Below are 11580 nucleotides of genomic sequence, written 5' to 3' on the forward strand. Positions count from 1 at the left end.
TTCGTCCCGAGAGTCGGGAAGCGCGCGCCGTGGCCAGCGGTGAGCGTGATCGTCGTATCGGTGCTGGTGATCGAGGAGGCGAGCGTGCCCCAGGCGTTGTTGGCGAACTTACGCTTCTTCGGCATCTATAGCTCCTTGACCCTGATCTTGAATTCGACTTCCTTGATTCGGCCCTCGGTCGAGGTGATGGTCAGCGTCACCTTGTAGGTCGTGCCAGCCGCTCCGCCAGAGATCCATTGCTTGACGACCTTCGTCGAGGCGTTGATCGCGGTCGTGCCGAGGCTGAGTCCGGACGGGTTGACCGCCTTGGTGACGCTCGCCGGGGTGTCCGTGGACGGCAGGAACTCGGACATGTCCACGTCGTAGTCCAGCGTCTCCCCCGGCTGCTTGTCGAAGATCGGGATGCTCACGGCTTGATGTCCTCGTCAGGCCCGGGCACGATCCGCCTGGACTGCCCTGGTACGGACACCGATCGGATGTCTCTCGCCACGACGCTGCGTAGCTGCGCGAACACCGGTGTCAAGCGCGCGATCTGCGCAGCGATGCCGGGCCGCAGGATGGTCCAGACCTGTGCGAGGCTTGCGACAGCAGAACCCGCGGCGGTCAGCGTCTTGAGCACCGTCCTTTGGAGCCTCGCCACAACCGCGGCAGTAGCCATGAGCGGTGCCATGTCGAAAAGGCGAATGAGCGAGGCCTGCGCGCCAGCGGCCACGGACATCGTGCGGGTGAGTGCGCGCGAGAACATCGCCACCGCCGGCGATGCCGCGCCGAGATTCTTGGCCACGAATCTGGCGAGCGACGCCGCACCGGATGCCGATGCGGCGAGGATCTTCCCCGGGCTTCGCACCACGCTCGCCAGACCAGCGCCCGCAGTCGCCGAGAGCACCTTGCCAGCCTGCTTCGTCGCGCTTGCCGTGGCACCGGCCAGCGCGGAGCGCAGCAGCGACACCAGACGGACGACGCTCGCCGCTGCCGCGCTCGATGCCGAGAGAATCTTCGCCGGATCGCGCTTCAAGGAAACCGCCGCTACCGACTGCACCGATCTCGGCAGCTGCACCTGCTTCACGGACGACACCACGGAACCCGCCGCAGCGCTGAGCGCGCGCAGCAGAGTTCGGATCGTGGCGAGCGTCGCCACTCCACCACTCGTCACGGATCGCACGAGTAGCACCACGCGCACTACCGCAGGGTTGCCAGCCGCTGTGGCCGACAGCGTGCGCAGCAGGTTTCGCAGGGTTCCCAAGGTCGCGGTGCCGCTGCTCGCGGCAGACAGAGTTCGCAGTAGATTCCGGATCGTGGCGAGCGTCGCAGCGCCGGTGCTCGTCACGGATCGCACCATCACCACCATGCGCGTCATCGCAGCCGTGCCGGCGCTCGTTACGGAGAGCGTGCGCAGCAGGGTCCGCAATGTCGCGAGCGTGGCCGTGCCGGCGCTCGTCACCGCCCGCGCGAGCGCGACCGAGCGGACCAGGCTCACGGCACCCGTCGAACTCGCGGCCATGATCCTCAGCACCTGCCTGACCGCAACGACGGCCGCAGCACTCGACGCCGATAGCGGCTTCGCAACCTGCCGCACGAACGAGGCTGCCGATCCCGCCACCGCAACGAGCGTCGAGAGCACCGTCTTCGAGGCGACGAGCGAGGCTGCCGCCCCTGCGCTCGCGCTCAGGTCGCGGAACTGATCCCCGCCGTTGACCGCAGTCGCATTGACTTGGAACTGGTTGACCACGCCGCATCTTGGGCTACGTGAACTGGACCTTCATCGTGAACTGGATCGATTCGCCGACATTGAGCGCGATTCCAGTGAAATCCCCCTTCATGAACAGGTTGCCGCCCGTCGCCGCATCGAACAGTCCGGCGTTCGTGATGGTCTTGTTCGTCGTCGCGACCGTGATCGTGCCCACCACCTGGTAGGTGTCGTTCGTCTGCGATGTGGTCACCCGCGAGCTGGTGCCGAGCGTGCGCGACTCCTCGGTGGACTCCGTGAACAGCGTCGTGTCCGTCGCGGCCGCAGTACCGGCACCCGTTCCCCAGGCGACGTACTTCGGTTCTGTGCCCGCACCGGTGATCCGGTTGGTGACGATCGCCTTGCCGGCGTGCGTGAACACCGTCGCCAAGCCGATGCCGACCAACCATTTCGCCACAGGCGTCAGCTCGTGCCCGGCGAGCGGTGGTGCCGGAAATGCGCCCGCGAGGGCGACGATGAGCGCGAAGACAAGGAACGACGACAGCAGCGTGCCGACAGGTTTTTTCATGTGTGGTGCCTCCTGAAAAGTCGCCTGAGCGCCCACCAGAAGCGCCGCAGCGGGTTGCGGTGGTAGTACGAGATCACGCCGAGATCGATCCGGCGGCCATCGGCGCCGATCTTCACCGCCTCGATCGACGCCGACTTGACTTTGGTGCGTGTCAGCAACATCCGGCCTCACAGGAAATGCGCCCGCACGCGCAACGGCGCGCGGGTATGCCCTTGGCTCGCCCGTCTCATCGTCTTGGCGATGGCGTGGTCGAACATCGCTTGGTGGTGGCCGGCGAGCTCGCCATCGGTCCAGGGCTTCTTCTTCATCGCGAACAGCCGCGCCTTCGCGCCGCAGGCGATGGCCTCGAGCCATTCCTCGAAGAGAAATGCTGGCCCGGCAGTCGAGGCACGAGTGGGCTTGAGCGCGAGCTTTCCCGTCAATGCGCCTGCCAGGTCTGCGTTCGGGTACGGCACGAGGATGACGGCGTCCGGCCTTTCCTGCGTGTAGTAGAGCGGGGTGCCGGCCTGCGACGGCCAGTGCGCATAGCGCTCGGCGAGCTGCTCTGGCGTCTGCGGATAGATCTCCTTCTTGTCGTACCAGAGCCGCACGACCTTCACCACGGCAGCCCCGGCCTCCGGCTCGAAGTCGTACTCGGCCTGGTTGGCAACCGCGCTGATCGGCTCCATGTCGGCCCGCCAGATGAGGCTGCGCTCGCAGAAATCGATCGCCGCGTTGCGGATGGCGTTCTTCGCCACCGCCTGCGGGCAGCCCGGCACGTCGGGCAGCACCTCGTCGTACCACGCGGTCCAAGCCTTGGTCGTCATGCCCCGGCGCCGTCCTTGAAGAGTGCGAAGAAGGAGAGCGCCTTGCCCTCCTCGACATGCTCGGCGTCGATCGCCATCGCGCGCGCGGTCACGTAGTCGGCCACAGCGGGGGCGTAGTCGTCGTCGAGCGGGAAGGTGTCACCGAGGGCCTTGTCGCCTGGCAGGGCGGTGAACTGGCCGAAGAAGAGATCGGGCCGCTTGAGCCGCAGGAGCCGGATCGCGTAGTTCGCGTGACCGAGCAGATCGGCGTCCGTCCAGCGAACCTTGTCGGTGTCGTTGAGCGGGAACCGCCCCCGGTCGACGATCTGTTGCATGGTGTACGGCATGGCTCAAGCTCAGGCCGCCAGCATTTCCTGCAGCTTCTTGACCGAGGTCGAGGGATGCGGCTTCCTGCCGAACTTCTCGGCGACCGCCGCGAGGAGCTTTTCCTTGTCCACGTCTGGCGCCATGTACCATGGGAGCGTTTTGCCGTTACCGGACTTCTGCTCAGCGCGCTCGGCGCCTGCGGCGTTGCCGGTTTCCTCGGCCTTCGCGGGCGCAGGCTTGCGCACGCGGCTCGCGAGCTCGCTCTCGTGCACTTCGTAGCCCTCGGGAATCGCGAGGAGCTGCGCGATGTCCTTTGGATCGGTCACATCGCAGACATGGTCGCGATCCGGCTGCTTGGGGTCGAGCGGCCGGAACGAGAGCGTCCTCTGGTTCGCTCCCTTGCCGAGCACGACATCGGTGCCGGGCTTACCGTCTGCGAGCCTGCGGATCTGCTTGATGCGGATGAGCACGTCGTTTCTCCTTCAATGAGCCGTACCTCCCGGGGCCGTGAGGCCCCGGGAGTGCTCTTGTGCCGGCTCGCGCCGGCTATGGCGTCGCCTCAGGCGCTGTAGTGCGCCGCGCGGTAGTGCACCGTGGCGAAGACCGAGCCCGCAGCCGCCGTCGCGGCGCCGGTGGCGATCTTGGCGCCGATCATCCGGCGCGTCGCCGCCTTGGGCTTGGTTTTCCACAGCGCCCTTGCGGTCGGTCGCGCCATCGTGCCGGACTGGCCGATCGTCGCGCCGGAGAGCCACGCCGCACCGCCATCGTCCGCGTCGGTGCTCACCGCGGTCTTGGCCGAGTTGAGCAGACCGAAGTCGAGCACCACCGCCGGGGTGACGTTCGTGTCGATGTCGTCCGACTCGAAGACGGCGTCGACCGGGACGTGATCCTCGGGCAGCTCGCCGAATTCCAGGATGTCGTTGACCGCATGCGTCGCGGGCAGCACGACTTCCATCCGCACGGACACGATTTCCGAGCCCTTCGCGATGGGCATCGGCTTGACGCCCTTGGCGTAGTCCGATTTGTGGTTTGCCATGATGTGTCTCCTTCAGAAAAGTGGATGTTCCGGGGCTGGCCCGTAGCGGCACCAGCCCCTGTGCGCCTTCAGTTGCCGGATTAGCCCGGATCCTTGGCGTAGCTGTCGAGCGCGATCACGCCGAAGTCACGCGAAGTGCCCTCGATCGTGAACGCGGTCTTCTTCACGCCGCAAATCGTGCCGGTGTCGATCACCGCCTGATTGCCGCGGTCCTGGGTTTCCTCGTGCCAGTCGAAGCGCAGGCCCGTGCCAGGGGAGCCGAAGGCCATCACCGCGGCCTGGCGACCGAGGAAGAGCGCCCGCGCGGCATCGAGGTTCGAGCCCGAGCCGTAGTCGTTGAAGCGGATCACCCCTTTGTGCTTGTGCAGCACGACATCGTTGTACATGCCGAGCGAGCCACGGAAGATCGGGTTGTTGCGCCCCTCGGCACCCGCCGCAGCCTTCTGGATGTCGAGCCACTGGCCGGTGCTCGTCGACGTGCGCACGTCGAACTCCTGCCACGGGTGCAGCACGCAGATGAAGTGCTCGCTGCCGTCGATCTCGCACGGTTGCAGCGACGGAATCGCTTCCGTGCCACCGCCCATCACATCGGCCCTCGCCACCGCGCGGTCGATCAGCTTCAGATCGAACTTGTCGGTGTTGGCGAGCGTCGCCTTCGAGGTCGCCGCCCCGGCGTACAGGATGTGCTTGGAATCCGGTGCGACGAAGGCGTTGCCGGCAAAGCCGGTGTACGACGTCGGATAGATGAAGTCCGGGTTGATGCCGCGCGCACCCGACAGGTACATGAAGATGAGCTCGTCGAAGATCCGCGCCCACCACTCCGACTGCCGCACCCGGGCGATCTTGCGCAGATCGTGGATGGTGCGCTTGCGCGTCATCCGGCCGCCGGTGTTGACCCCGCCGCGCATCTGGTCGATGTACAGCGAGTCGGTGTAGAACTTGAGGTCCTCCTCTTTGTTCTCCAGCGTGTTGTCGCCCTCGATGGGCTGCATCTTGAGCTGCATCACCAGGTCGTAGCTGATCTTCTCGCCTGCGTCGTTCTCCAGATGCGGCAGCATCTGGATGGGCGTCTGGGCTTCCTCGCCCTTGCCCATGAACTTTTTCGACCAGTACGACTTCCGTCCGACGTCGACCGCCAGGAAGACGGAATACTTCTGAACTGCTTTGGGGTCGTTCAGACCCACGATCGTTTTCATGAAGTGCTCCTGTTGAACACAGGCGCACTTCCTGCGCGCCTACCCTTTGAACCCGCCGAAGCGGGATGCCACCCTACGCGGTAGCGATGCCCTTGCGGGCCTGCGCCGCCCCGGAGGGGTAAGGCGTGACCTTGTTGATCGGAACCTCCTTGGCTGCGTTGAAGCCGAGCTTAGCCATGCGGCCGCTCTTCTCGAGCAACGTGACGACGACGCGCCCCCGGTCGATCGTCACCGACTCGCCGACCTTGACGTCGATCGAGAACGAGCGCCGCGCATCCATCTACGAGTTCGCGCGCGCCCAGCGCTCTTGCCACTCGGCGGACTTGCCGGCGATGTAGGCCTCAAGCGCCATCGAGTCCCCGGATTCGAGGAGCGAATTCGCCTCGGCGAATTCGCCTTCGCCGTCGCGCCCGATGTCCACCGCCCCCGCCGCCGGCAGGCCGCCCAGCGTCTTCGGCAGCTTGTCCACCGGCGGCTGCCTGCGGCTCGCCACCGCCTTCGTCTTCGCCTCGGGCGCGGCCTTCGCGGACTTGCCCTCCAAGTTGAACGCCGCCTTCACCCGCTTGTGAGCCTCGGCGAGGAACCACTCGCCCGACTTGTCGGCGTTCGCCTCGTCGGCGGCAAGCGCCTTCACCTCCGCGTCGAGTGCGCCGTTGAGCACGCGCGATGTCCGCACCTTCGCCTCTGCGGCCTTGATCGCCTCCGCATCGCCCGCCTTCTTCGCTGCCTCCAAGGCGGCCTCGTGCAGCGCGACCCGATAGTCGATGCCCTCGTGCTTCGCCGCCTCGCGCATGAAGCGGCTCACCTCCCATCGCCAGCGCTGCTCGGCAGCCTGCTCGGCTTGCTCCGCGGCGATCTCGGCCTTGGTCTTCTGCGCGTCGAGCTCGCGCCGCTCCTTGTCGATCGCCCGGTGCTCCCGCAGCATGTCCTCGAGCTCAATCTCCCCGGACTTGAACTTGGCCGTCACCTCGTCATACTTCTTGTCGAGATCGGCCATCCGCTGCTCGTAGTTTTCCGGCGGCGGGACCTTGTAGGCGGGCACGAACGGCTCGTCGTCGTCCTCTTCCACGCTGTCGTCGCTTGCCGCGGCCTGCGCGTCGTCCCGGGCCTTCCCGTCGGCCTTCGCCTTGGCGGCCTCGTCGGCGTCCGCCTTCTTCGCCGGTTCCGCACCGGCCTCGGCTTTGGTTTCCGGCTCCTCCTCGGTTTCTTCGGCCTCGGCTGATGCCTTTGCTCCGGCATCGCCGTCGCTTTCGCCCTCGCCCACGATCTCCTTGAGGATGTCCGCGTCGTCCTCGCCATCGAGCACGGCAAGCTCCTCGGCTGAGAGCCCCGCGCGTTCCTCGTCGGTGAACTTCTCCGTCATCTGCTCTCCTTTCTGGCCACTTCCTGCGGCCGTTATGGGATCAGTACTTCAGCGGCTCCTGCGCGGACACCTTGGCCAGCTCTTCGAGCTTCTCCTTGGCAAGCTCCTGCGCCGCCTTCAGCCGCTTCGGATCTTTGCGGATCTCGCAGGCGCGCTGCAGGGTCCGCAAATCGTCCTCGGCCTGCCACCTCGCATCGCTGAACGGGCTCATGCCCTTGATTCTCTTCGCCATACGTCGGTCTCCTATGCGTTTATGCGTTCGCCGGGACGACCTGCCGTACCAGATCGGCCAGCTCTTTCACCTGCGCTCCCAAGTCAGAGATCGCCTGCAGGCTCTGCTGCTGCGTCGCGATGGCCTTCGCCAGATGCTCGGCGGCGGTGGCCCGCGCGTTCTCCGATTCGGCCAGCAGCTTTTCGGCACGCGCGGCCTGCTCGCGCAGTGCCAGTTCGAGCCCCTGCCGCTGCATCTGCGCGAGTTCCTGCCGGCGCTGCAGCTCGGCCTGATGTGCCGCTCGCTGCTCTGGGGTCATGCGTGCCAGTTCTTCTTCGTCCACCAGGCCGAGCATCTGCTTGACCTCGGCGGCCATCTCGTCTTTGTTCGGCAGGTCGGAGAATTCGAGCGCCATCCGGAGGATCCGCAGGCCTGCCTCGGCGTTCACCGCGGCGATCTTGCCCACGAGCTCCACCATGGTCTCGAACATCGCCTGCCGCACGCTCTGGTGGTAGTCCTGCTGGTCCACCACGAAATCCGCCTGCGAGGCCGTGATGTCGTTCAAGTACCGCACACTGCCGTCGGACTGCACTTCGGGCTGGTTGATCTTCACCCAGTCGAGCTTGCCCTTCGCACCCACCAGCCGCAGCACCTTGGGCTCGGTCATGAACTGCTCGATGAGCGAGAGCTGGATCTCGCCTTGGCGCTGGATGGCGAAGCGCAAGTTGTCGAAGATCTCCGCCGTCACCACCGAGCCCTGCAGCTGCCGCGCCTTGATCGCCTCGCCGCTGATCGCGTTGGTCGGCCGACCGAGGTTGTCGTCCGTGATCCCGCCCGAGTGCTGAATCAGGCGCTCATCGCGGTCCATCAGGCGTAGGTGTTCCTCGCCAATCAGCACGTTGTTCTCGAAACGGAACTCGGCACCGCGCTTCTTCGTGATGAGCGCATCGGGCAGCGCGGCCTCCTCCCGCATGTCGTCCCACGTCAGGCCGGTGCCCTCGATCGCGTCCACATCCGCGATGACCCTGTTCGTGCTCAACAGGTACAGGGACTTCGAGGCGCGCTTGTTCAGATCCTCCTGGATGTCCCTCGTGCGCCTGATCGGCCCGTAGGGCATCCGATCGCGACCGCGGATGTAGCACCAGATCGGCGTGAACGGGAAGCGGTTGTGCCGGTAGGGCGATGGCATCTCCTGGATGAGATCGCTCTCGGTCATGATCGCGCAGCGCACGCGCATCTTGATCGCGTCGTAGAGCCCGATCAGCCCCTCGAGCGCCGCCCGCACCATCTCCTCGTTCGCGCGGTCGAACACCTGCCCGTTGAACACCTCGCCGCGGCAGATCGTGCAGCGCTCCGGCACCCGGTACCAGGCTTCGATCAGCCGCACCCTGGCCCGCCGGTTGTCCACGGTCTGCACGTCGTTGACGAACGTGCGCCGGCCGATGACCTCGCCGCGGGCATCGCGGGCCTGGTAGCGCTGGCCGAGATACCAGAAGTCCTCGTCGTCCTCGCTACCGAAGAGGTTCGCCGCCACCGCGGCCTTGCGCAGCTTCTCGGCCCTGTCCGGCCACATCGCGAGCGCGATGTCGAGGTCGATCCACTTCCAGCGGAACAGGTAGCGCCAGTCGCTGCCGTCGCGCTCGACCCCAGAGCTATCCCAGATGATGTTGCGCCAGCTCTCGTAGCGGCTGAAAACGGGTTCTTCGGTCGGATCGCCGCGGGCGCCGTCCTCGATCCAGCCGACGCCCACCTTCACCGCATCCGCGAAGGCCAAGCTCCTCGCATACGCGGTCTTGTTGACGTCGCTCAGGTACTTGAGCACCTTGGTCTTGACGTCCGCCGCCTCGACATCGTCCTCGGCTCGCGGCAGCACCTTGAAATCCACTCGGGTGCGCTTTTCCGTGCCGATGATCCAGTCCACGGTCGTCGCTTGCACGTTGTAGACGAGCGCCGCCTGACCACGCTCGGCGAGTTCCTGGATGTCGCGCTCGTCCCACTGCAGGTTGTCGTAGAAGTCCTGGTCGATCGCCATCTGGTAGCGATTCGCGGCCTGCTTCTCGCGCTCCTGCTGGTACCACTCGAGCAGCTGCTTGTGCCTGCGCTTCATCTCCGGCGTGTCGAGCGGATGGATTTCCCCGGGCCGCCAGCCGGCCAGCCGCGCGTTCTGGGCGTCCAGCCAGCGCTCGACCGAGCCCTCCTCGGGCTCGATGCGGAAGTTCTCGATGTCGCCCACTCACGCCACCGTCATGCCAGGTACTTCGATCACCATTTCTGGCGTCGCCGTCGGGTCCTCGACCTCGGCCTCGGCGACCGTCTTGCCTCCTTCCTTGAAGGTCATCTCCCCGACGACGCGCCGCTGCCTCTTGTCGCGGTGGAACGCCTCGGGCTCGGGCGGCATGTCGAGCAGATCCTCGATGCCCTCCAAGATGGCATCGGCGATCCGGTGGACCGTGAAGCGATCCGGGTACAGGCCCATCACATGGGCCGCCTTCACCGCCTGCTGCACCAAGTACGCCGTCGGGTAGCCGTTCGGATGGGCGTACTTGAAGGCCGCCGACAGCATTACGACGAACGCGCTGGCGCCGAGCGTGCTCGGCCGCGCCGGGAACAGCACCATCGCGGGCTCCCGGTTGACCCAGTGAAAAGCCACCACGATGTCGCCGTGGCGACGCACCCGCCAGGCGTTCTTTCCGCCAACGACCACGCCCACGGTCAGCCCTGCTCAATGCCGAACTTCAAGCGCAGGCCGTTCGCCGTGTGCGTCGGCGTGCCCTGCGTCACGGTGCCGATGAAGATGTCGCGGCTCGCCGCATCGGATTCAAGCGCAAGATCGACGCCGCGCACCGTGGCGATGCGCACACCACCCAAATCCTTGTAGTCCGCTGCAGCGATGCTGACAACTCCCAGGCAATCGCGTGCCGCGGCGTCGGTGATCGTTGGCGCGGCGTTCTTCGTCCCGAGGTTCTGCGTGACCTTGAAGAAGTAGATGTCAAAGGGCGCGCCCTGATCGTCCTCGTCGATAACGGTGATTGAGCGCAGCATCCCTTTGCCGCCGTTCACCCGCATCGCGTTGGCGAGCGTTGCCGTGTCCGAGAGCACGTCGCCTGCCGCGTAGGCCACGGTGTCCAGGGTGAGCGTCACATCAACGATGTCTTTTGCGGCACCGACCTGCCCGATGTGGCTCTCCCCGGCCGGTAGTCGTGTGACATCTACGTCCAGACCGTTCGTGACATCGCCACGCGCGCGGTCGAACGTGGTGCCGTTGAAAAGCATCAACAGCGCCAGCATCTCGGCGCCGAGGTTGCCGACCGGGCCCTGACCGTCTTCGGAGTCTCGGAATTTGCTCATGCGGGTTCTCTCTTTAAGGTCGCTCGACGACGGTGACCGTGTCGCCCTGTCGCACGAAGCTGTAGCGCTTTGCTGGATCCGGGTTGGCGAGCATCCTGAAGAACGCCAGCGAGTAGCGGACGCCTTCGATCAGCAGACACGGACCCACGCCAGCGACGTCTTCGAGTTGCGCTACGTCCATCGGCACTGGCCTGATGGTCGAACTGAAGAACATCACACCTCTCCTCGAGAAAGCCCGCGGGTGCTCCCGCAGGCCGGAATAGACACGGCTACTCGCTGCACGGCTGTGCACCGACTGCACTCTCCGCATCCGCTTTCGCCGAGCTGCCGGGCCGACCATCCGCTTCCTCGCCTCCGGAACGGAGCCCGTGTCTCCCAATCGTGAGGCTCCACGGACGGCTCCCGGCTCGAGCGCCGCGACCCCGGCGCCGGGTGTCGCGGTGCCCGCCTACTTGCGCCGAGCCTCGTCCTGGATGCCCATCAGCGCCCGGCAGTGCTGGTGCAGCGCGGCCGCGGCAACCACGATGTCATCCTCGCCATCGAAGACGTCCTCGCCGCCGGCGAGGTTGACGATCGTGCGTCGCGCCGCATCCGGCATCCTCGCGCAGCGCGCCGTGTCCGAGAGCGCGAGTTCGATTCGCCCCTTGCCGGGGATGTTCACCACCGCGGTTTTCTTCCGTTCGCCGTGGTACTTCGTCGCCGCTTCGCTCAGCTGGATCCTCATGGTTTTCCTCACATCAAGCCGTTCGATACGACCGCTTCGCGGAAGCCGGTCGCTTGTGCCCGCGCTGCACGCCGGCCACGAAACCCCTGGCGAACTGCTCGAAGGCATCCGACCCGTGGCTCGCCCAGTCGTGCAGCGGTTCGTTCCTCCAGACTCCGAGCAGCTCGTTCCACTGCTTCCGGTAGTTATCCAATGCCCTGATCCCTTCTTCGCACCCCTCGGGGTCGAACATGCAGGTCGCGAGCTGCTGGCGCGTCATCTCGATGCCGTCGTAGTACTTGTCGTTCGGCCTCGCGACCACGTACACGTTCGCCCCGGGCAGGAGCTTGCGCACC

The 11580-nt window shown here is 66.0% G+C and carries 19 protein-coding genes; 1 reads left to right on the top strand and 18 read right to left on the bottom strand.

Annotated elements, in window-relative coordinates; translation table 11 throughout:
* Positions 1-125: 125 nt before the first annotated feature.
* Both VNM24_11300 and VNM24_11305 read right to left on the bottom strand, forming a co-directional pair.
* Entirely contained in the window at positions 126-410 is a 285-nt protein-coding gene (locus VNM24_11300; protein ID HWQ39172.1) for a hypothetical protein, read from the bottom strand.
* A complete protein-coding gene (locus VNM24_11305) occupies positions 407-658 on the bottom strand; it encodes a hypothetical protein (GenBank protein HWQ39173.1) in 252 nt (83 codons plus the stop codon). Before VNM24_11305 ends, VNM24_11300 begins: the two co-directional genes overlap by 4 nt.
* Positions 659-683: 25 nt before the next feature.
* Between VNM24_11305 and VNM24_11310 the strand changes: the two genes are divergently transcribed.
* Complete coding sequence (locus VNM24_11310) at positions 684-1682, top strand: hypothetical protein (protein ID HWQ39174.1); 999 nt, start codon at positions 684-686, stop codon at positions 1680-1682.
* A gap of 60 nt (positions 1683-1742) precedes the next feature.
* Here the strand turns inward: VNM24_11310 and VNM24_11315 are convergent, their stop codons facing one another.
* From VNM24_11315 to VNM24_11390, 16 genes are all read right to left on the bottom strand, one after another.
* Positions 1743-2255 carry a hypothetical protein gene (locus tag VNM24_11315; GenBank protein HWQ39175.1) on the bottom strand — a complete coding sequence of 171 codons (513 nt, stop codon included), beginning with the start codon at positions 2253-2255 and terminating at the stop codon, positions 1743-1745.
* Positions 2252-2416 (bottom strand): hypothetical protein, encoded by a 165-nt coding sequence (locus VNM24_11320; protein ID HWQ39176.1) that lies wholly within the window; start codon positions 2414-2416, stop codon positions 2252-2254. Before VNM24_11320 ends, VNM24_11315 begins: the two co-directional genes overlap by 4 nt.
* A 6-nt stretch (positions 2417-2422) precedes the next feature.
* The gene (locus VNM24_11325; GenBank protein ID HWQ39177.1) at positions 2423-3061 is read right to left on the bottom strand and encodes a hypothetical protein; all 639 of its coding nucleotides are present in this window, start codon (positions 3059-3061) and stop codon (positions 2423-2425) included.
* Positions 3058-3387 carry a DUF6682 family protein gene (locus VNM24_11330; protein ID HWQ39178.1) on the bottom strand — a complete coding sequence of 110 codons (330 nt, stop codon included), beginning with the start codon at positions 3385-3387 and terminating at the stop codon, positions 3058-3060. Before VNM24_11330 ends, VNM24_11325 begins: the two co-directional genes overlap by 4 nt.
* Before the next feature lie 9 nt (positions 3388-3396).
* The gene (locus tag VNM24_11335; protein HWQ39179.1) at positions 3397-3837 is read right to left on the bottom strand and encodes a hypothetical protein; all 441 of its coding nucleotides are present in this window, start codon (positions 3835-3837) and stop codon (positions 3397-3399) included.
* 89 nt (positions 3838-3926) lie between these two features.
* On the bottom strand, positions 3927-4403 hold the full coding sequence (locus VNM24_11340) for a hypothetical protein (GenBank protein HWQ39180.1): 477 nt from the start codon (positions 4401-4403) through the stop codon (positions 3927-3929).
* An 80-nt stretch (positions 4404-4483) separates the two neighbouring features.
* Complete coding sequence (locus VNM24_11345) at positions 4484-5599, bottom strand: N4-gp56 family major capsid protein (protein HWQ39181.1); 1116 nt, start codon at positions 5597-5599, stop codon at positions 4484-4486.
* Between the two features lie 73 nt (positions 5600-5672).
* Positions 5673-5879, bottom strand: a complete 207-nt coding sequence (locus VNM24_11350; GenBank protein ID HWQ39182.1) for a hypothetical protein — start codon at positions 5877-5879, stop codon at positions 5673-5675.
* Entirely contained in the window at positions 5880-6962 is a 1083-nt protein-coding gene (locus VNM24_11355; GenBank protein HWQ39183.1) for a hypothetical protein, read from the bottom strand.
* 40 nt (positions 6963-7002) lie between these two features.
* Entirely contained in the window at positions 7003-7194 is a 192-nt protein-coding gene (locus VNM24_11360) for a hypothetical protein (GenBank protein ID HWQ39184.1), read from the bottom strand.
* 19 nt (positions 7195-7213) lie between these two features.
* Positions 7214-9406, bottom strand: a complete 2193-nt coding sequence (locus VNM24_11365; protein HWQ39185.1) for a hypothetical protein — start codon at positions 9404-9406, stop codon at positions 7214-7216.
* Positions 9407-9883, bottom strand: a complete 477-nt coding sequence (locus VNM24_11370; GenBank protein HWQ39186.1) for a hypothetical protein — start codon at positions 9881-9883, stop codon at positions 9407-9409.
* Positions 9884-9885: 2 nt separating this feature from the next.
* Positions 9886-10521, bottom strand: coding sequence for a hypothetical protein (locus VNM24_11375; protein ID HWQ39187.1), 636 nt, complete (start codon positions 10519-10521; stop codon positions 9886-9888).
* A 13-nt stretch (positions 10522-10534) separates the two neighbouring features.
* Entirely contained in the window at positions 10535-10735 is a 201-nt protein-coding gene (locus VNM24_11380; GenBank protein HWQ39188.1) for a hypothetical protein, read from the bottom strand.
* Positions 10736-10969: 234 nt separating this feature from the next.
* Positions 10970-11245, bottom strand: a complete 276-nt coding sequence (locus VNM24_11385) for a hypothetical protein (protein ID HWQ39189.1) — start codon at positions 11243-11245, stop codon at positions 10970-10972.
* Between the two features lie 13 nt (positions 11246-11258).
* Positions 11259-11580 (bottom strand): hypothetical protein (locus VNM24_11390; GenBank protein ID HWQ39190.1); only part of this gene is annotated, 322 nt, incomplete at its 5' end.

The organism is Burkholderiales bacterium (assembly GCA_035560005.1).
Taxonomy (GTDB): Bacteria; Pseudomonadota; Gammaproteobacteria; order Burkholderiales; family Eutrophovitaceae; genus DASRFY01.

Excerpts from the sequence above, each read along its gene's own strand:
- VNM24_11380 (HWQ39188.1), bottom strand. The coding sequence starts at position 10,735 with ATGTTCTTCAGTTCGACCATCAGGCCAGTGCCGATGGACGTAGCGCAA.
- VNM24_11350 (HWQ39182.1), bottom strand. The coding sequence starts at position 5,879 with ATGGATGCGCGGCGCTCGTTCTCGATCGACGTCAAGGTCGGCGAGTCG.
- VNM24_11330 (HWQ39178.1), bottom strand. The coding sequence starts at position 3,387 with ATGCCGTACACCATGCAACAGATCGTCGACCGGGGGCGGTTCCCGCTC.
- VNM24_11305 (HWQ39173.1), bottom strand. The coding sequence starts at position 658 with ATGGCTACTGCCGCGGTTGTGGCGAGGCTCCAAAGGACGGTGCTCAAG.
- VNM24_11320 (HWQ39176.1), bottom strand. The coding sequence starts at position 2,416 with ATGTTGCTGACACGCACCAAAGTCAAGTCGGCGTCGATCGAGGCGGTG.
- VNM24_11345 (HWQ39181.1), bottom strand. The coding sequence starts at position 5,599 with ATGAAAACGATCGTGGGTCTGAACGACCCCAAAGCAGTTCAGAAGTAT.
- VNM24_11325 (HWQ39177.1), bottom strand. The coding sequence starts at position 3,061 with ATGACGACCAAGGCTTGGACCGCGTGGTACGACGAGGTGCTGCCCGAC.
- VNM24_11310 (HWQ39174.1), top strand. The coding sequence starts at position 684 with ATGAGCGAGGCCTGCGCGCCAGCGGCCACGGACATCGTGCGGGTGAGT.
- VNM24_11360 (HWQ39184.1), bottom strand. The coding sequence starts at position 7,194 with ATGGCGAAGAGAATCAAGGGCATGAGCCCGTTCAGCGATGCGAGGTGG.
- VNM24_11355 (HWQ39183.1), bottom strand. The coding sequence starts at position 6,962 with ATGACGGAGAAGTTCACCGACGAGGAACGCGCGGGGCTCTCAGCCGAG.
- VNM24_11340 (HWQ39180.1), bottom strand. The coding sequence starts at position 4,403 with ATGGCAAACCACAAATCGGACTACGCCAAGGGCGTCAAGCCGATGCCC.
- VNM24_11315 (HWQ39175.1), bottom strand. The coding sequence starts at position 2,255 with ATGAAAAAACCTGTCGGCACGCTGCTGTCGTCGTTCCTTGTCTTCGCG.
- VNM24_11375 (HWQ39187.1), bottom strand. The coding sequence starts at position 10,521 with ATGAGCAAATTCCGAGACTCCGAAGACGGTCAGGGCCCGGTCGGCAAC.
- VNM24_11385 (HWQ39189.1), bottom strand. The coding sequence starts at position 11,245 with ATGAGGATCCAGCTGAGCGAAGCGGCGACGAAGTACCACGGCGAACGG.